The 17,500-nt window shown below is 71.9% G+C and carries 16 protein-coding genes; 6 read left to right on the top strand and 10 right to left on the bottom strand.

The window, feature by feature from the left end:
- Positions 1-4 precede the first annotated feature (4 nt).
- Entirely contained in the window at positions 5-907 is a 903-nt protein-coding gene (locus IO30_RS0134170) for an oxygenase MpaB family protein (RefSeq protein WP_031149590.1), read from the bottom strand.
- A gap of 147 nt (positions 908-1,054) precedes the next feature.
- Here IO30_RS0134170 and sph point away from each other — a divergent pair, with 147 nt between their 5' ends.
- Complete coding sequence (gene sph / locus IO30_RS0134165) at positions 1,055-2,053, top strand: sphingomyelin phosphodiesterase (protein WP_031149588.1); 999 nt, start codon at positions 1,055-1,057, stop codon at positions 2,051-2,053.
- 73 nt (positions 2,054-2,126) lie between these two features.
- Here the strand turns inward: sph and IO30_RS0134160 are convergent, their stop codons facing one another.
- Both IO30_RS0134160 and IO30_RS0134155 read right to left on the bottom strand, forming a co-directional pair.
- Positions 2,127-2,705: an HD domain-containing protein gene (locus IO30_RS0134160; protein ID WP_031149586.1), complete on the bottom strand. Its 579-nt coding sequence runs from the start codon at positions 2,703-2,705 to the stop codon at positions 2,127-2,129.
- 12 nt (positions 2,706-2,717) lie between these two features.
- Positions 2,718-3,836, bottom strand: coding sequence for a helix-turn-helix domain-containing protein (locus tag IO30_RS0134155; RefSeq protein WP_031149584.1), 1,119 nt, complete (start codon positions 3,834-3,836; stop codon positions 2,718-2,720).
- Between the two features lie 372 nt (positions 3,837-4,208).
- On the opposite strand from IO30_RS0134155, the gene IO30_RS0134145 reads away from it, so the two are divergent.
- Both IO30_RS0134145 and IO30_RS0134140 read left to right on the top strand, forming a co-directional pair.
- On the top strand, positions 4,209-4,418 hold the full coding sequence (locus tag IO30_RS0134145) for a hypothetical protein (RefSeq protein ID WP_031149582.1): 210 nt from the start codon (positions 4,209-4,211) through the stop codon (positions 4,416-4,418).
- 130 nt (positions 4,419-4,548) lie between these two features.
- Positions 4,549-5,022, top strand: coding sequence for a glycine-rich domain-containing protein (locus tag IO30_RS0134140; protein ID WP_051902768.1), 474 nt, complete (start codon positions 4,549-4,551; stop codon positions 5,020-5,022).
- Between the two features lie 310 nt (positions 5,023-5,332).
- On the opposite strand, the gene IO30_RS0134135 is transcribed toward IO30_RS0134140, so the two are convergent.
- Positions 5,333-7,240: an AMP-dependent synthetase/ligase gene (locus IO30_RS0134135; RefSeq protein ID WP_078904899.1), complete on the bottom strand. Its 1,908-nt coding sequence runs from the start codon at positions 7,238-7,240 to the stop codon at positions 5,333-5,335.
- An 85-nt stretch (positions 7,241-7,325) separates the two neighbouring features.
- Between IO30_RS0134135 and IO30_RS0134130 the strand changes: the two genes are divergently transcribed.
- Both IO30_RS0134130 and IO30_RS0134125 read left to right on the top strand, forming a co-directional pair.
- On the top strand, positions 7,326-8,081 hold the full coding sequence (locus IO30_RS0134130; RefSeq protein WP_031149576.1) for a MerR family transcriptional regulator: 756 nt from the start codon (positions 7,326-7,328) through the stop codon (positions 8,079-8,081).
- Positions 8,082-8,118: 37 nt separating this feature from the next.
- On the top strand, positions 8,119-8,841 hold the full coding sequence (locus IO30_RS0134125; protein WP_031149574.1) for a maltokinase N-terminal cap-like domain-containing protein: 723 nt from the start codon (positions 8,119-8,121) through the stop codon (positions 8,839-8,841).
- Positions 8,842-8,897: 56 nt separating this feature from the next.
- Here IO30_RS0134125 and IO30_RS0134120 read toward each other — a convergent pair whose 3' ends face one another.
- The 6 genes from IO30_RS0134120 to IO30_RS0134095 form a co-directional block, all read right to left on the bottom strand.
- Positions 8,898-11,069, bottom strand: coding sequence for a 3-hydroxyacyl-CoA dehydrogenase NAD-binding domain-containing protein (locus IO30_RS0134120; RefSeq protein ID WP_031149572.1), 2,172 nt, complete (start codon positions 11,067-11,069; stop codon positions 8,898-8,900).
- A 45-nt stretch (positions 11,070-11,114) separates the two neighbouring features.
- Positions 11,115-12,329, bottom strand: a complete 1,215-nt coding sequence (locus IO30_RS0134115) for an acetyl-CoA C-acetyltransferase (protein ID WP_031149570.1) — start codon at positions 12,327-12,329, stop codon at positions 11,115-11,117.
- Positions 12,330-12,356: 27 nt separating this feature from the next.
- Positions 12,357-13,499: an acyl-CoA dehydrogenase family protein gene (locus tag IO30_RS0134110; RefSeq protein ID WP_031149568.1), complete on the bottom strand. Its 1,143-nt coding sequence runs from the start codon at positions 13,497-13,499 to the stop codon at positions 12,357-12,359.
- A gap of 26 nt (positions 13,500-13,525) precedes the next feature.
- On the bottom strand, positions 13,526-14,551 hold the full coding sequence (locus IO30_RS0134105; RefSeq protein WP_031149566.1) for an LLM class F420-dependent oxidoreductase: 1,026 nt from the start codon (positions 14,549-14,551) through the stop codon (positions 13,526-13,528).
- Positions 14,551-15,684, bottom strand: a complete 1,134-nt coding sequence (locus IO30_RS0134100) for a CaiB/BaiF CoA transferase family protein (protein ID WP_037895875.1) — start codon at positions 15,682-15,684, stop codon at positions 14,551-14,553. The genes IO30_RS0134105 and IO30_RS0134100 overlap by 1 nt, the downstream gene beginning before the upstream one ends.
- Positions 15,685-15,778: 94 nt before the next feature.
- Positions 15,779-16,180: an MmcQ/YjbR family DNA-binding protein gene (locus tag IO30_RS0134095; RefSeq protein WP_031149562.1), complete on the bottom strand. Its 402-nt coding sequence runs from the start codon at positions 16,178-16,180 to the stop codon at positions 15,779-15,781.
- Between the two features lie 93 nt (positions 16,181-16,273).
- Between IO30_RS0134095 and IO30_RS0134090 the strand changes: the two genes are divergently transcribed.
- Entirely contained in the window at positions 16,274-17,473 is a 1,200-nt protein-coding gene (locus IO30_RS0134090) for a saccharopine dehydrogenase family protein (protein WP_031149560.1), read from the top strand.
- The last annotated feature ends 27 nt before the right edge of the window (positions 17,474-17,500 follow it).

Below are 17,500 nucleotides of genomic sequence, written 5' to 3'. Positions count from 1 at the left end.
GTGGTCAGCGGGCGGCGGCGCGCCATCGGGCGCGCGCCGCCCGCGCGATCGGCAGGTACCGCAGCCGCTCGGGGAGCAGCGGCACGAGCAGCCGCAGGACGGTGCTGAACCGCCGGAGCCTGCGCTCCTGGGCCGGGCTCCACTCCAGCCCCACGGCCGCGCGCGCCTCGGGCGGCATGTACCCGACGGTGACGAAGGCGCGCAGGCGCAGGAACGCCGTGCGCAGCACCGGCCAGGTGAGCCGCAGCAGGAGCCGGGCGACGGGCCCGCCGGCCTCGGGCCGGGGCAGCGGCACGTCGGTGGCGACCAGCTCCCGGGCCACCTTGGTGGGCTCGATCTCCTCGGCCAGCATGCGGCCCCAGTACTCCCAGTACGCCTCGATGCTCTGCGGCATGTCCCGGTCGTGGATGCCGAGGATCCGGCCGACCTGGAGCCATTCCCGGTAGAGCTGCCGCTCCTGGGCGGGGGTGAAGCGGCGCAGGAGGTAGCGGCCCGCGTACAGGTAGACGGGGAAGCCGGTGGCGTGCACCCAGCCGTAGCAGGCGGGGTCGAGGGAGTGGTAGCGCCGGCCGCGGGTGTCGGTGCCCTGGATCTCCCTGTGCAGCCTGCGGACCCGGCGGCCCTCCTCGGCGGCCTCCTCGCCCCCGTACACCCACAGCTGGACGGAGCGCAGCGAGCGCTCGCCGCGGCCCCAGGGGTCGGTGCGGAACACGGAGTACTGGTCGACCCCGGCCCCGATCGCGGGGTGGGCGACCTGGAGGGTGAAGGCGGCGGGCAGCATCAGCAGGGCTCGGACGTCCCCGGCGATGGTCCACAGCACCCCGCCGGGCGGCGGGGGCTCGGGGTCGGTGCGGCGTCCGGCGCCGGGCCCCGCATCGCGTCCTGCGGGCTGCTCCGTCGTACTCATGTGTCCAGTATGACCGGCTGCGTTCGCGGGTCTCCCCGCGATGTCCCTGGCCGGACAGAAAGTCGCTGCACGGGTGTTACCCAGAGGTAACCGTGGCTGCTTGGATGGCGGAGCCGATCTTCCCCCGCAGGAATGATGGAGACCCCCATGCCTCAGCTCTCCCACCGCCGTCACCGCGCCGCCGCCGCGGTCGTCGCGTCGGCCGCCGCCGTTGCCCTGGCCGCCACCACCGCTCCCGCCGCCACGGCCGCTTCCTCCGAGGGCGCCGCTGCCGCGCCGCGGCTGAGCGTCCTCTCCTACAACGTGTTCCTGATGAGCAAGAACCTGTACCCGAACTGGGGCCAGGACCACCGGGCCGCCGAGATCCCCAAGGCCTCCTTCTACGGGGGCCACGACGTGGTCGTGATCCAGGAGGCCTTCGACAACGGCGCCTCGGACGCGCTGAAGGCCAACTCGGCCGCGCAGTACCCGTACCAGACCCCGGTCGTCGGCCGCAGCAAGAGCGGCTGGGACGCCACGGGCGGCGCCTACTCCTCCACCACCCCGGAGGACGGCGGCGTCACTGTCCTCAGCAAGTGGCCGATCGTCCGCAAGGAGCAGGTGGTCTACAAGGACGCCTGCGGCGCGGACTGGTGGTCCAACAAGGGCTTCGCCTACGTGGTGCTGAACGTGAACGGCGCCAAGGTCCACGTGGTCGGCACGCACGCCCAGTCCACCGACCCGGGCTGCGACGCGGGCGAGGCGGCCGAGATGCGCGCCCGCCAGTTCCGCACGATCGACTCCTTCCTCGACGGGAAGAACATCCCGGCGGGCGAGCAGGTGATCGTGGCGGGCGACATGAACGTGGACTCGCGCACCCCCGAGTACGCGTCCATGCTGGCCGACGCCGACCTGGCGGGCTCCGACACCCGCACGGGCCACACGTACTCCTTCGACACCGCGCTGAACTCGATAGCGAAGTACCGCTACCCCACCGACCCGCGCGAGGACCTGGACTACGTCCTCTTCCGCAAGGGCAACGCCCGCCCCGCGGGCTGGGAGAACAACGTGGTCAAGGAACAGTCGACCCCCTGGACGGTCTCCAGCTGGGGCACGTCCTACACGTACGACAACCTCTCGGACCACTACCCGGTAATCGGCCGCTGAGCCAGCCGCCGTCCCGGCTGCGCCCCCTCCCTGCCTTCGGGCCTGGAGGGGGCGGTACCGTCGCGTCCTGGCTTCAGCCCTTCTCACCGACGGCAGCCCGCAGCCAGTCGAGAGGGTCCTGCCCGAGCAGCTCCCGGGCAAGCCGCTTACCCGTGTCCGTCGTGAGCCGGGCCTGGCTGTTGTCGATCCACCGCTGCGCGGCCTCGTAGCCCTGGGCCTTGTACTCGATGCCCTGGAGCATGCACTCCAGCTTGTCTGCATCACGCGCGCAGACCGCCTCGGGCGAATCCTTCGCCTCGTACTCGGCCACCAGGTCCTGAATCGCGGAGGCCAGCACCTCGGGCATCCCGGCGGTCTGGTCGGCCGTGACGGCCTCCGGTTCGGCGCCGGTCGAGTACTTCTTCCCGAGGTGGTTCACGTCTCCGGTACGGGTCTCCTGGGTGTCGTGCCAGACGGCGAGGAAGGCCGCCCGTGCGGCGTCGGCGCCCTCCAGCTTCGCGATGACGGAGGCGATGATCGCCGTACGCCAGGAATGTTCGGCGACGCTCTCCGGCTGATTGATGCCTGCCATCCACCAGCCCGTGCGGCGCGCGTGCTTGAGCGTGCCCGCTTCGTAGAGGAAACGCGCCACCGCGGACAGGTCGTCAGCCACTGTGTCTCCTTCTCACGCCTCGGCGAGGCGGATCGCGTACCGGATGCCCTCCAGCTCTCGGCGCGCACGCGTCGAGGCCTTGGCGCCATCCAACAGCACCGGCAGCTGCCCGCGCAGAGCGCGTCCCGCGGCCGAGCCGGTGCGGAGCAGCCGCGGGCGCGCGGCGAGGAGCGCCCACAGCGAGTGCACATGGAGATCGAAGAACCCGTGCTGCGGCGCGAGCACGGCCACGAGGTGCTGGAGCAGCCGGTGCCCCTGCCACGGCATGGTGCCGGGGGCGGCGATGAAGTCGTCGGACAGCTGGGGGTGGGCCGACTCCCCGATCCAGTAGGCCCAGTAGCTGAGGTTCGCTGCTTCGCCGGCCTCGTCGTCGTCCAGAGCCGTGGCGATGAAGTGCTGCATCCGCTCCCGATCCCCCTGCCGTGCGGCCACGGCGGCGACGGACCGGGACGTGAGCCATTGGGTCAGCCAGTCGGACGGCCGGTCCACCCTGCGCTGTTGGGCCAGCCAATCGAACGTGTCCGTCGCGTCGTCGTAGCCCGCGAGGTACATGGCTTGCCTGCGCAGGAGGAACTGGCGGTCAGCCTGGGCCTCTTCGGCCATGCGCCTCATGTGGCCGAAGAACCGGCGGCGCTCCTCCTCGGTCAGCTCCGGGCGGCCGGATGCGGGTCCACGGCGGGAACGTGTGACGGCTTGGACAGCTCGTACGGGTTCTGGTACCTGGCCGTTCAGCGGCCAGGCGAGCACCTCGACGAGGTCACGCTGTAGGACACACCCTCCCAAGGGGCTGTCAGCCGGTGCCCCCTCGTCGTCCAGGGCATCGGCCAGCAGTACGTCAGCTTCCAAAGCCCTTTCAAGGGCCAGGAGCAAGGAAGGGCTCGCACCCATGCGCATCAGTCGGTGCCGGTGCGCCAGCACCTGGCCGACAGGAAGGGCGGTCAGGGGGCGTCGACCGGTCTCCCATCCGGCGACCGTGTCCACCGAGACCGCGAACACCTCCGCGAGGCCCTCTTGCGTATGTCCGAGATGCTCACGGATGACGCGGAACACGTAGCCGGAAACGATCCCGCTGCGACCTCGTCGCCGGCTTCCCTGACCGACGGTCAGGGCGGAAGTCGGAGTCTTGCCCATGGCGCTCCCTCTGCCCAGGCGCATGGCCGGGCAACCCGTACTCACAGTCACTTCGAGCAGCTCAACCGGGAATCTACGCTCATTTCTGTGGTCACCGGGGCACTCAGCGTAGCGGTACGAAGCCGACGAGCGGCGCGCCGGACCTCCTCCGATTCGACACCCGATGAAGACAGTTGGGAGCGCCGGGCATGGCGAGCACCATCAAGAGACCAGAGCACTTGGAGCTGTTCCCCCGGCGATGGCCGGTCCCGCCGGACTCGTGCGAGGAGTGCCACCACCACGCGAGCGGGTGCGGGCACACGACGCCGGCGACTCGTCCCGCGTGAGCGACCTGAACGTCCTGATCCGCCGGCACCACCCGGAGCCGGCCCGGTGACCGGGGCCTACGAGGACCTCCCGCACCGCCTGCTGCGCAAGCGCGTCCGCGACATCGCCTCCGGAGCCGAGGGCGAACTGATGGCCGTGGTCAACGAGAGCGTGTCGCACACGGGCGTCGAGCGGTGGGCGGAGCTGGCGTACATCCGCATCGCGTCCGGCCGCGAGATCACCACGGCCGTCGCCAACATCGAGGCTGCCGGGTGAGCGGCGTACCCCTCACTGCTTCCGCCAGCTGCGGTACAGCCGTAATCGTGACGGGCGCAGCCCACTGAGCCCCCGCCCGGCCGCGCAGCCTCACCCGCCTCCGCCACGACGAATCAGGGAGCACCGCCGCATGACTACCACGAGGGACGCCCGCACTCTCATCAGCGCTGCCGAGTTCGAGGGGGTCGTCGCAACCGTCGCCAGCAACAACCCCGACATGAGCCAGGTCAACGCCGAGCGGATCACCGAGGAGGGACTCAAGTTCGTCGCCGCAGCCGCAGTGTTCCCTGGCTGCATGCGGCCATCTCGGACCGTCGATGAAGGGTGGCACGCCCTCATCCTCCACACCGCCGTGTACGCCGGACTGTGCTCGCGGCTGGGCCGGTTCGTGCACCACCTGCCGGAACTGCCCGACCCCACCCGCTACACCCCGGGCGCCCTCGACTCCACCGTGGGCCGGATCAGGCAGGCCGGGTTCGAGCCCGACATGGACCTGTGGACCGGCCCCCTGGGGGGCATCCCCGTCGCCGCTGGCTGCCAGCACGACAATCAGTGCTCGAACGGCAACTGCGAGGCCACGTGCCGCGAAGACCACCCCAACTAGGTCGGCCTCGCTAGGCTGATGGGTTATGACCGCGTGGCAGAGCAGTGAACACGGACCCTTGATCGCCCACCTGCGGGAGCTTCGCCGCAGGGGCGGGATTCCCCGGCGTCGCAGCGAGGTGACCACCGGGTGTGCTGCATGTCGGGGCATCCGACGGACGATCCTCGTCGACGGTCAGATGCGCATCCTGTACAGCGAGCCGTGCCTGGCCTGCCAGGGCGGCGGTGCCACCGAAAAGGCCCATACCCCAGCCTGAGACCGCCCCTGGCCCGGTGGGCAGGTGCCCGCCCACCGGACCTGGACGTTGGGGTTACGCCCGGGGCACGCCTTCCGGTTCCCCTGGCGTGACTCCGCCGGGCTCCCCGTACGGTTCCCCGCCGGGCTCGTCGTACGGCTCCTCGTAGAGCCCCTCGATCAGAGCCGCGTACTTCTCGCGGACCACGCGGCGGCGGAGTTTCAGCGAGGGGGTGAGCTCACCGGTCTCGGGGCCCCACTCCCCCGTCAGCAGCCGGTACCGCTTGATCTGCTCGGTGCGGTTGAGCCGGGCGTTCGCCGCCTCGACCGCGCGGGCGACCTCCTCGCGGACCGCCGGGTGCGCGGCGAGGCCGTCCGGGGTCCCGGCGTCGATACCGCGCGCCGCGGCCCAGGCCGGGGCCAGTTCCGCGTCGAGGACCAGCAGCGCCACCAGGTAGGAGCGGCCGTCGCCGTGGACCATGGCCTGCCCGATCAGCGGGTGCTCCTTGACGGTGTTCTCCACCAGCGCCGGGGAGACGTTCTTCCCGTTGGAGGTGATGATCAGTTCCTTCTTGCGGTCGGTCAGCCAGAGGAAGCCGGCCTCGTCGAGCCGCCCGATGTCCCCGGTCGCGAACCAGCCCTCGGCATCGGCCGCGTCCTCCAGGGAGCCGTCCGGCCGCAGGTAGCCGCCGAAGACGGTCTCCCCGCGGGTCAGGATCTCCCCGTCCTCGGCGAGCTTCAGCTCCAGCCCCTCGATCGGGCGGCCGACCGAACCGAGCCGGAAGGAGTCCGGACTGTTGACCGTGCACACGCCGGAGGTCTCGGTCAGGCCCCAGGCGTCCATGATGGTGATGCCCCAGCCCGCCCAGAAGCGGACGACGTCGATCGGCATCGGCGCGGTGGCACTGGCCGTCCACACCAGGCGGTCCAGCCCCGCCAGGCCCAGCAGCGGGTCCAGCACCCGCTCCTTGGCCCGGGCGTACGAGGCTTCGAGCGCGGCCGGGGCCTCCTCGCCGCGCTCGCGGTGCCCGGCGCGGGCCCGGGCCAGGTCGTTCGCGGCCTCGATGGCGGCGCGCTGCTCCTCGGGGAGCCGCGCCAGCACCGCCCGTACGGAGGCGGCGAGCTTCTCCCACACCCGGGGCACGCCGAAGAACTGCACCGGGTGCAGCTCGCGGACCGCGGCGGACACGGCGGTCGGGTCGGCGCACAGCCGGACGTGCGCGGCGCGCAGCAGTGGCAGGTAGATGCCGAGGATCCGCTCGGCGACGTGCGCGAAGGGCAGGTAGCACAGGTGCTCGGCGTGTTCGGGCAGGTCGGTGCGGCGGTCCAGGCGGACCGACTGGAGCAGGATGTTGCGGTGGGTGAGCCGGACGCCCTTGGGGTCACCGGTGGTGCCGGAGGTGTAGACGACGGTCAGCGGGTCCTCGGGGCGGCTCTCCCGCCAGGCCTTCTCGAAGGCGTCCGTGCGGTGGCGGCGGGCGCCGCTCGCGAAGAGGGAGCCGTAGCTGAGGTGCGGGCCCGCTTCGGCGGCCTCCGCGACGACCAGCCGTTCCAGGGGCACGGTGGCGTCGGCCAGCAGCGGCTCCCAGCGGCCGAGCTCGCGGGCGCCCTCGACGACGGCGGTCCGGGCCCGGCTGTGGCGGGCGATGTGGGCTATCTGCTCGGGCGCGGAGGTCCCGTAGACGGTGACGGGCACCGCGCCGAGGTGGACGAGGGCGAGGTCGCTGAGCCAGTGCTCGGGGCGGTTGCCCATCATCATCAGCACGTGTTCGCCCCGCTCGACGCCGATTGCGGCGTAGCCCGCGGCGAGCACCGCGACCTTACGGCGGACCTCGGTCCAGCTGAGGGTGGTCCACGGGGCGTCGCCGGGGCCGGAACGCCACGAGAGGGCGGGCAGGTCCCCGTAGTCGGCGGCGTTGCGGGCCAGCAGGGCGGGGAGGGTGAGCTCCTCGGGTCGTCCGGGCAGTCGCAGTTTCGTGGTCATGGGCAGCTCCTGGCCGTTTCACATCGTTGGTGCGACAGCAATACTGTTGAACCCAAGCTGTGGAGCAGAGAGCGAGGCGCAGACGATGGCCGACCAGGCACCCGAGCCGATGCTCACCGTGGACGAGCTGGCGGCCCGGGCGGGCGTCACCGTCCGCACCGTACGGTTCTACAGCACCCGCGGGCTTTTGCCCCCTCCCGTGATCGGTCCTCGCCGGGTGGGCCACTACGGCCCGGAACACCTGTCCCGGCTGGCGCTGATCGAGGAGTTGCAGAACCAGGGCATGACCCTGTCGGCCATCGAGCGGTACCTGGACGCGCTGCCCGACGACCTGAGCGCGCACGACCTGGCGATCCACCGGGCGCTGGTGGCCAGTTGGGCCCCGGACGCGGCGCTGGAGGCCTCCCGGACGGAGCTGGAGAAGCGGGCGGGGCGGGGCCTGTCGGACACGGACGTCCAGCGGCTGACCGCGATGGGCGTGGTGGCCCCTTCGGGGGACGGGTTCCGGGTGGACGTGGGGCTGCTGAGGCTGGGCGTCGCCCTGCTCGACGTGCCCATCGCGCACGAGACGATCCTGGCGGCCCGGACGGTGCTGATGGAGCACACCCGGTCGGCGGCGCACGAGCTGACGGCGCTGTTCCGGGACGAGGTGTGGGGGCCGTTCACCGAGGAGGAGAGCGATCCGGAACGGGTGGAGTCGATGAAGGCCCTGTCGGCGCACATGCAGCCGATGGTGGTGCAGGCCCTGGTGACGGCCTTCCAGCGGTCGCTGAAGGCGGAACTGAAGGCAGCGTTCGTCTCGGAACCGGAACGGACACCGGACACCGGCCCGCAGGCCTGAGCGGCAACTGCCGCGCCCTGCGGATAGGTTGACGGACATGGCAGTCATTCACCGCACCACCATGTACCCCGGCAAGCTCGAACTCCTCACCGGCTGGCTGCCCTCGCGGCCCTGGTACCAGGGCTCGGAGGGCGCCGTTCCGCAGCTCGCCAAGGCGGGCGGCTTCCGGCTGGACGACCCCGAGGGCGAGGTGGGCATCGAGTTCATGGTGGTCACGGACGGCTCCGGCGACGCACCGGTCGCCTACCTGGTGCCGGTCACCTACCGCGGGGCCCCGCTGAAGGGCGCGGAGGAGGGCCTCATCGGCACGTCCGAGCACGGGGTGCTGGGCCGCCGCTGGATCTACGACGGCGCCCACGACCCGGTCCTGGTGGAGCAGCTCCTGGCGCTGCTGGCGGGCCGGACCACGGCCCAGGACCAGAACGCGAGCGACGCCCCTGACCCGACGGTCGAGGTCCGCACGGACGCCACGGACGCCACGGGCGGCGAGGATGGCGGGGGCGCCCCGGACGCCATGGGTGGCGTGCCCGTGGGCATCACCGGCTCCGGCCGGGTGGCGGAGAACGCCGGGGCCACCGTCGTCGCCGTGGGCCGCGCCTCCGGGGAAGGGCCGGACCTGGAGCTGACCGTGTCCCGGGTGCTGCGCCCCGGGCACGCCGCCGGGGACGCCGTGCGGGGGCAGGTGCTGGCCGGGTGGTCCGCCCCCGACGGGACCGGGGAGCACGGGGTGTTCGCCTTCCTGAGCGGCGCCGGCCAGTAGGAACGGAACGGAGCGAAACGTCCCGGGCCCGTCTTCACGGGCCCGGGACGGCCGCGCTAGTCGGCGTACGTCTCGCCCCGTTCGGCCTTCGCCACGAGGGAGGCCGGCGGGGTGAAGCGCTCGCCGTACTGCGCGGCGAGTTCGCGGGCACGGGCGACGAAGCCCGGCAGGCCGCCCTCGTAGCCGTTGATGTACTGGATCACGCCGCCGGTCCACGCCGGGAAGCCGATGCCCATGATGGAGCCGATGTTGGCGTCGGCGATCGAGGTGAGGACCCCCTCGTCGAGGCAGCGGACGGTGTCCAGGGCCTCGGAGAAGAGCATCCGCTCCTTCATGTCCTCGAAGGGGATCTCGTGGCCCGGCTTGGTGAAGTGCTCGCGCAGGCCCGGCCAGATGCCCGCGCGCTTGCCGGACTCGTCGTACGCGTAGAAGCCGGCCCCGCCGCTGCGGCCGGGACGGCCGAACTCGTCGACCATGCGGTCGATGACGGTGTCCGCGGGGTGCTCGGCCCACGCACGGCCCTCGGCCTCGAAGGCTTTGCGGGTCTCGTTGCGGATCTTGCGCGGGAGGGTGAGGGTGAGCTCGTCCATCAGCGAGAGCACCTTGGCGGGGTAGCCCGCCTGGGCCGCGGCCTGCTCGACTGAGGCGGGCTCGACGCCCTCGCCGACCATGGCCACGCCCTCGTTGATGAACTGGCCGATGACGCGCGAGGTGAAGAATCCCCGGGAGTCGTTGACCACGATGGGCGTCTTGTTGATCTGGCGGACCAGGTCGAAGGCGCGGGCGATGGCCTCGTCGCCGGTCCGGGCGCCCTTGATGATCTCGACCAGCGGCATCTTGTCGACGGGCGAGAAGAAGTGCAGCCCGATGAAGTCGGCGGGCCGCTTCACGCCCTCCGCGAGCCCGGAGATGGGCAGGGTGGAGGTGTTGGAGCAGAGCAGCGCGTCGGGCGCGATGACGTCCTGGATCTCCTGGAACACCTTGTGCTTGAGGGCGGTGTCCTCGAAGACGGCCTCGATGACGGCGTCGCAGCCCGCCAGGTCGGCGGCGTCCGCGGTGGGGGTGATCCGGGCGAGCAGTTCCTCGCGCTGGGCCTCGGTCGAACGGCCCCGGGAGACGGCCTTGTCGAGGAGCTTCTGCGCGTAGCCCTTGCCCTTGGCGGCGGCCTCGGCGCTGACGTCCTTGAGCACCACCTCGATGCCCGCACGGGCACAGGAGTAGGCGATGCCCGCGCCCATCATGCCCGCGCCGAGGACGGCGACCTTGCGGACGGTGCGCGGCTCCACGCCGCGGGGGCGGCTGCGGCCCGCGTTGACGGCCTGGAGGTCGAAGAAGAACGCCTGGATCATGTTCTTGGCGGTCTGTCCGGTGACCAGCTCGGTGAAGTAGCGGGCCTCGATGGTCAGCGCGGTCTCGAAGTCCACCTGGGTGCCTTCGACGGCGCAGGCCAGGATGTTGCGCGGCGCCGGGTACGGGGCCCCGTTGAGCTGCTTCTTCAGGTTCGCCGGGAAGGCCGGCAGGTTCGCGGCGAACCGCGGGCTGGACGGCGTACCGCCCGGGATCTTGTAACCGGGGACGTCCCAGGGCTGCTTCGACTCCGGGTTGGCGTCGATGAAGGCGCGGGCCTTGGCCAGCATCTCCTCGGGGGTGGCGGCCAGTTCGTGGACCAGACCGTTGTCGAGGGCGCGCTTCGGGTTGTACTGGGTGCCCTGCAGGAGGACCTTGAGCAGCGCGTCGGCGATGCCCATGAGGCGCACGGTGCGGGTGACGCCGCCACCGGCGGGGAGCAGGCCGAGGGTCACCTCCGGCAGGCCGATCTTGGAGCCGGGCGCGTCGAGGGCGATGCGGTGGTGGCAGGCGAGGGCGATCTCGTAACCGCCGCCCAGGGCGGCGCCGTTGATGGCGGCGACGACGGGCTTGCCGAGGGTCTCGATGCGGCGCAGCGAGCCCTTGATGGCCGTGCCGGTGTCGAAGGCCAGCTGGGCGTCCTCGGGGCGCAGCCGGATCATGTCCTTGAGGTCGCCGCCCGCGAAGAAGGTCTTCTTGGCGGAGGTGAAGACGATGCCGCGGATGGAGTCCCGCTCGGCCTCGGCGCGGTCGGCGATCGCCGCGATGGAGTCCTTGAAGGCCTGGTTCATCGTGTTGGCGGACTGGCCGGGGTCGTCGAGGACCAGGGTGACGACGCCGGTCTCGTCCTGTTCCCAGCGGATCGTGGTGGACTCGCTCATGTTCGCTACTTCCGTGTCAGAGGTGGGATCAGGGATCAGGACGGATCAGATGCGTTCGACGATGGTGGCGACGCCCATGCCGCCGCCGACGCACAGGGTGACGAGCCCGTAGCGCTTGTCCTGGCGCTCCAGTTCGTCGACGACGGTGCCGAGGATCATCGCGCCGGTGGCGCCGAGCGGGTGGCCCAGCGCGATGGCGCCGCCGTTGACGTTGACCTTGTCCAGGGAGACGCCCATGTCCTTCACGAAGCGCAGGACGACGCCGGCGAAGGCCTCGTTGATCTCGATGAGGTCGATGTCGTCGATGGTCAGGCCCGCCTTGGCGAGGGCCTTGCGGGTGGCCGGGGCGGGGCCGGTGAGCATGATGGTGGGCTCGGAGCCGGAGACGGCCGCCGAGACGATGCGGGCGCGGGGGCGCAGGCCGTTTCGCTCGCCCGCCTCGCGGGAGCCGATGGCGACGAGCGAGGCGCCGTCGACGATGCCGGAGGAGTTGCCCGCGTGGTGGACGTGGTCGATCTTCTCGACCCAGTGGTACTTCTGCAGGGCGACCGCGTCGAACCCGCCGAGCTCGCCGATGTCCGCGAAGGAGGGCTTCAGCTTGGCCAGGGTGTCCGCGGTGGTGCCGGGGCGGATGAACTCGTCGTGGTCCAGGACGACCAGGCCGTTCCGGTCGGTCACCGGGACGACGGACCGGGCGAAGCGGCCGTCCTTGACGGCGGCGGCCGCCCGCTCCTGGGACAGGGCGGCGTACTCGTCGACGTCGCGCCGCGAGAAGCCCTCGATGGTGGCGATGAGGTCGGCGCCGATGCCCTGCGGGACGAATCCGGTGTCCCAGTTGGTCATGGGGTCGGCGAACCAGGCTCCGCCGTCGGAGGCCATCGGGACGCGGGACATCGACTCCACGCCGCCGGCCAGTACGAGGTCCTCCCAGCCGGAGCGGACCTTCGCGGCGGCCATGTTGACGGCCTCCAGCCCGGAGGCACAGAAGCGGTTCTCCTGCACGCCCGCCACGGTGTCCGGGAGCCCGGCGGCGATGGCCGCGATACGGGCGATGTCCGAGCCCTGGTCGCCGACCGGGCCGACGACGCCCAGCACGATGTCGTCGATGGTGGCGGGGTCGAGGCCGGGGTTGCGCTCGCGCAGGGCGTGGATCAGCCCGACGACCAGGTCGATCGGCTTGGTGCCGTGCAGGGATCCGCTGGCCTTGCCGCGGCCGCGCGGCGTGCGGATCGCGTCGTATACGTACGCTTCGGTGCTCACTGGTCAAGCCTTTCTGGAGGTCCGGCGTCAGCCGAGGAGGGAGCGGCCGATGATCTCTTTCATGATCTCGGTCGTGCCGCCGTAGATGGTCTGGATGCGGCCGTCGGTGAAGGCCCGTGCGACCCGGTATTCGGTCATGTATCCGTAGCCGCCGTGGAGTTGCAGGCAGCGGTCCGCGACGCGCTTTTGGAGTTCGGTGGCCCACCACTTGGCCATCGAGGCGTGTACGTGGTCCAGTTCGCCGTTCGAGTGGTCGGCGATGCAGCGGTCGAGGAAGGTGCGGGTGACGGCGCACTCGGTGGCCATCTCGGCTATCTCGAACCGGATGTGCTGGAGCTTGGAGAGCGGCCGCCCGAAGGCCTCGCGCTCCTTGACGTACCGGGTGGTGATCTCCAGCAGGTGCTCGGCGGCGGCGATGCCCGCCATGGCGATGCCCATCCGCTCCTGCGCGAGGTTGGTCATCAGGTGGAGGAAGGCGCCGTTCAGCTCGCCGAGCAGGTTCTCCTTCGGCACGCGGACGTCGTGGAAGAAGAGCTCGGCGGTGTCCTGGGCCTTCTGGCCGATCTTGTCGAGGTTGCGGCCGCGTTCGAAGCCCTCCGCGCCGCGCTCGACGACCAGCAGCGACAGGCCGTGCGCCCCGCCCTCGGGGGTGGTCCTCGCGACGACGATCACCAGGTCGGCGAGGATCCCGTTGGAGATGAAGGTCTTGGAGCCGTTGAGCACCCAGTGGTCGCCGCGGTCCTCGGCCGTCGTACGGATGCCCTGGAGGTCCGAGCCCGCGCCCGGTTCGGTCATGGCGATGGCGGTGATGGTCTCGCCGGAGCAGAAGCCGGGCAGCCAGCGGCGCTTCTGCTCCTCGGTGGCGAGCGAGGTGAGGTACGGGCCGATGATGTCGTTGTGCAGGCCGATCGCGAGCCCCGGGGCGCCCGCCCGGGTGAACTCCTCGGCTATCACCGCGGCGTAGCGGAAGTCGGTGTTCCCGCCGCCGCCGTACTCCTCGGGCACGGCCAGGCCCAGCAGGCCCTGCCGGCCGGCCGCCAGCCAGGCCTCGCGGCTGACGATGCCGTCCTTCTCCCACTGCTCGTAGTGCGGCAGCACCTCCTTGGTGAGGAAGGTGCGGACGGTCTCGCGGAACGCCTCGTGGTCGGCGTCGAAGAGCTGGCGCTTCATCGCGCGGCTCGCTTCATCGGGGCTCCTCAAAGCCAGTTCTTGACGGTTTCGATCAGGCGGGCCGGATCGGGGCCGACGGGGGTGACGTTAAGCATGGTGACCCCCGCCTCCCGGAAGGCCTCGATGCGTTCGCGTACGTAACCCTCGGGCCCGCACAGCGTCATCAGTTCGCAGAACTCGTCCGGGACGGCGGCCGCGGCGTCGCGCTTGCGCCCGGAGAGGTAGAGCTCCTGGATCCGGCGGGCTTCCTCCCCGTACCCGTAGGCCACGGCGAGGTCGTTGTAGAAGTTCTTGCCGACCGCACCCATCCCGCCGACGTACAGCGCGATCTGCGGGCGGGCGAGGTCCCGTACGGCCGCGGCGTCCGCGCCGATGGCGAGCAGGCCGCCCGCCACCGTGTGCAGCGGGCCGAGCTCCGGGGACCGCTTCGCGGTTCCTTCGGCGAGCGGGCCGCCCCACACCTCGCGGGCCTTCTCCGGGATGAAGAGGGTGGGCAGCCAGCCGTCGGCGATCTCGGCCGTCAGGCGTACGTTGGCCGGGCCGAGCGAGGCGAGGTAGACGGGGATCGCGTCCCGTACCGGGCGGGTGAGGATCTTCAGCGGCTTGCCGTGCCGGCCGCCCTTCTCGGGCGGCAGCGGCATGTCGGTGATGCCGTGGTGGTCGATCGTCTCGCGGCGCCAGATCCGGCGGCACAGCTCGACCGTCTCGCGGGTCCGGCCGAGCGGCTTGTCGTACGGCAGGCCGTGCCAGCCCTCCACCACCTGCGGGCCGGAGGCGCCGAGGCCCAGGATGGCGCGGCCGCCGGAGATCGCGTCCAGTCCGGCGGCCGTCTGGGCGATCAGGCCGGGGGTGCGCGAGTAGACGTTGAGGATCGCCGAGCCGATCTGCATCCGCTCCGTCCGGGCGGCGAGGTACCCCATGATCGTCGGGGAGTCGAAGCCCCAGGCCTCGGCCACCCAGACCGCGTCCAGGCCCGCGCTCTCCAGCGCCGCCGCCTCGTCGGCGGCCCGGCGCGGATCTCCCGCGTAGTCGAGCATCATGGACAGTTCCATCAGCGTTCCTCCCCGAGCAGGGCCGGTACGTCCCAGTCGGCGGCCACCGACGCGGTGTGCGCCCCTGGCAGGGCGGGCCCGCCCACGGCGGCGGCCGGGGTCGCCGAGAACCGCGGAGCGGGCGCGGGCTGGACGATGCCGCCGACTTCGGTGAAGGTGCCGCGGGCGGCGAGGTGCGGGTGCCCGGGGGCCTCGCGCAGGGAGAGCACCGGGGCCACGCAGGCGTCGGTCCCCTCGAAGACCTCCGTCCACTCCTTGCGCGTACGGGACTTGAAACGGGCGGCCACGCTCTCGCGCAGCTCGCCCCAGCGGGCCAGGTCCTTGCGGGCGGGGGCCCGGTCCTCGATGCCGAGGAGTTCCACGAAGGTGTCGTAGAACTGCTGCTCCAGCGCGCCGACGGCCATGTACTGGCCGTCGGAGGTCTCGTAGGTGCCGTAGAAGGGGCAGCCGCCGTCGAGGAGGTTGGCCCCGCGCCGGTCCTGCCAGCCGCCGGCCGCCATCATGCCGTGGATCATGGCGGTGAGGTGGGCGGTGCCGTCGACGATGGCCGCGTCGACGACCTGCCCCGTACCGGTGCTGCGGGCGTGCTGGAGGGCGGCGAGCACCCCGATGACCAGGTAGAGCGAGCCGCCCGCGTAGTCCCCGACGAGGTTGGCGGGTACGGCCGGGGGCTCCCCCGGGCTGCCGATCATGCCGAGCGCGCCGGTGACGGCGATGTACGCGATGTCGTGCCCGGCGGTGTGGGCGAGGGGGCCTTCCTGTCCCCAGCCGGTCATCCGGCCGTAGACCAGCCGGGGGTTGCGGGCGTGGCAGTCGGCGGGGCCGACGCCGAGCCGCTCGGCGACCCCGGGGCGGAAGCCCTCGATGAGGACGTCGGCGCGCTCGACCAGGTCCAGGACGCGGGCGGGGCCCCCGTCGGACTTCAGGTCGACCAGCACGGAGCGCTTGCTGCGGTTGGTGACGTCGAAGGCGGGGTCGACCGCGAGTCCGCCACCGCCCGGCCGGTCCACGCGGACCACGTCCGCGCCCAGGTCGGCGAGGAGCATGGCGGCGAACGGGCCGGGGCCGATGCCCGCCAGCTCGACGACGCGCACTCCGGCGAGCGGGCCGTTCCCGTTCCCTGTCACTGCCATCGAGCCCCCAGCGTTGTTAGCCGCACGGTGTGACACAACTGATGTAACACCAGCGATGCTAGGAACGTGTCCCACTCAGCACAAGAGCAAGCGCTTAGCCGTTTGCCTCGATCCGGGCGTCCAGCTCCTTGACGTGCCGCTTGAGGGCCACCGTCCGGTAGCTCTCCTCCACCCACTCGCACAGCACCTGGAGGGAGGGCGCCCCCTTCTCCCCCAGGGGTACCGAGACCCAGCCGGACCGGCCCAGACCGTACCCGGTGGGCTCCGCGCCGGGCGCCGTCAGCGCGTGCCCGTGCAGCGCCTCGTCCTTGAGCTTCACGGACAGGCCGGGCGGCTGGGGGCCGTCCGTGTTGCCCAGGAAGACGAAAATCTTCTTGTTGACCTTCATCACGCAGTCCTCCGGCCCCCACGGGTGGTCCTCCACGGCCTCCGGAAGCCCCAGCGCGAACTCCCGCACCGCCTCCCACTTGCGCACCGCAGCCTGCCCGGCCTTCATGACGCCTCCTGCTACCGCTGGTCACACCTGCCCGCGCGGGCAGCCTGTCCTCACGCTAGCCTCAGCCACCGACACCAGCTGGGAGGAGCGGTCATGAACGCACAGGTTCGGCAGGACCCACCGGAACGGGCCTACGACGTGGTCCTCTTCGGCGCGACGGGGTTCGTGGGAGCACTGACCGCCGAGTACCTCGCCGCGCACGCACCGGACGGCTGCCGGTGGGCCCTCGCGGGCCGGGACCTCGGCAAGCTGGAGCGGCTGCGCGAGCGCCTGTCCGCCGCCCGTCCGGAGTGCGCGAAGCTGCCCCTGCTGCAGGCCGACGCCGGGGACGCCGCCGCCCTGCGGGAACTGGCCGCCTCGACCCGGGTGCTGGCCACGACCGTGGGTCCGTACATCTGGTACGGAGCCCCGCTGGTCGCCGCCTGCGCCGAGGCGGGCACCGACTACGTGGACCTCACCGGGGAGCCCGAGTTCGTCGACCGGATGTACGTCGAGCACGACGCGCGGGCCCGGGAGACCGGTGCCCGGATCGTGCACGCCTGCGGTTTCGACTCGGTCCCGGCCGACCTCGGGGCGTACTTCACGGTGCGTCAGCTCCCCGAGGGGGTCCCCCTGACGGTCGACGGGTTCGTACGCTCCAACGCCCTCTTCTCGGGCGGCACCCTGGCCTCCGCCCTCACCGCGGTCAGCCGCGGCCCGCAGACCCTGGCCGCCGCCTCCGCGCGCCGGCTGCACGAGCCCCGGCTGCTGGGACGCCGGGCGCGGGGGCCGGTGGGGGCACCGCGGTTCAGCCGCGAGACCGGCACCTGGGCGCTGCCGCTGCCCACGCTGGACCCGGCCGTCGTGGCCCGGTCGGCGTCCGCCCTGGAACGCTACGGCCCCGACTTCCGCTACCGGCACTACGCCTCCGTCAAGCACCTGCCCGTCGCGCTGGGCGGTACGGCGGCGCTGGGTGCGACCGTGGCCCTGGCCCAGTTCCCGCCCGCCCGACGGCTGCTGATGAACCGTTGGGAACCGGGACAGGGGCCGGACGCGGAGCGCCGGGCCCGCAGCTGGTTCACGCTGCGGTTCGTGGGCGAGGGCGGCGGACGCCGGGTCTTCACCGAGGTCTCGGGCGGCGACCCGGGCTACGGGGAGACGGCGAAGATGCTGGCCGAGTCCGCGCTGTGCCTGGCCTACGACCCCGTACCGGAGGCCGGAGGGCAGCTGACGACGGCGGTGGCGATGGGCGACGCACTGCTGGACCGGCTCCAGCGGTCCGGGATCACCTTCCGGGTGGCGCACAGCGGCTGACCGCGGCCGGCCGGGGCCTGCGGGCCC

Source organism: Streptomyces xanthophaeus, assembly GCF_000725805.1.
GTDB classification, from domain to species: domain Bacteria; phylum Actinomycetota; class Actinomycetes; order Streptomycetales; family Streptomycetaceae; genus Streptomyces; species Streptomyces xanthophaeus.
This window is presented reverse-complemented; position numbering and strand designations above follow the sequence as displayed.

What these genes read in the sequence shown, in the direction of transcription:
- IO30_RS0134120 (WP_031149572.1), bottom strand. Translation starts at nt 11,069, where the DNA reads ATGAGCGAGTCCACCACGATCCGCTGGGAACAGGACGAGACCGGCGTC.
- IO30_RS0134125 (WP_031149574.1), top strand. Translation starts at nt 8,119, where the DNA reads ATGGCAGTCATTCACCGCACCACCATGTACCCCGGCAAGCTCGAACTC.
- sph (WP_031149588.1), top strand. Translation starts at nt 1,055, where the DNA reads ATGCCTCAGCTCTCCCACCGCCGTCACCGCGCCGCCGCCGCGGTCGTC.
- IO30_RS0134135 (WP_078904899.1), bottom strand. Translation starts at nt 7,240, where the DNA reads ATGACCACGAAACTGCGACTGCCCGGACGACCCGAGGAGCTCACCCTC.
- IO30_RS0134140 (WP_051902768.1), top strand. Translation starts at nt 4,549, where the DNA reads ATGACTACCACGAGGGACGCCCGCACTCTCATCAGCGCTGCCGAGTTC.
- IO30_RS0134100 (WP_037895875.1), bottom strand. Translation starts at nt 15,684, where the DNA reads ATGGCAGTGACAGGGAACGGGAACGGCCCGCTCGCCGGAGTGCGCGTC.
- IO30_RS0134090 (WP_031149560.1), top strand. Translation starts at nt 16,274, where the DNA reads ATGAACGCACAGGTTCGGCAGGACCCACCGGAACGGGCCTACGACGTG.
- IO30_RS0134130 (WP_031149576.1), top strand. Translation starts at nt 7,326, where the DNA reads ATGGCCGACCAGGCACCCGAGCCGATGCTCACCGTGGACGAGCTGGCG.
- IO30_RS0134170 (WP_031149590.1), bottom strand. Translation starts at nt 907, where the DNA reads ATGAGTACGACGGAGCAGCCCGCAGGACGCGATGCGGGGCCCGGCGCC.
- IO30_RS0134110 (WP_031149568.1), bottom strand. Translation starts at nt 13,499, where the DNA reads ATGAAGCGCCAGCTCTTCGACGCCGACCACGAGGCGTTCCGCGAGACC.
- IO30_RS0134095 (WP_031149562.1), bottom strand. Translation starts at nt 16,180, where the DNA reads ATGAAGGCCGGGCAGGCTGCGGTGCGCAAGTGGGAGGCGGTGCGGGAG.
- IO30_RS0134155 (WP_031149584.1), bottom strand. Translation starts at nt 3,836, where the DNA reads ATGGGCAAGACTCCGACTTCCGCCCTGACCGTCGGTCAGGGAAGCCGG.
- IO30_RS0134105 (WP_031149566.1), bottom strand. Translation starts at nt 14,551, where the DNA reads ATGGAACTGTCCATGATGCTCGACTACGCGGGAGATCCGCGCCGGGCC.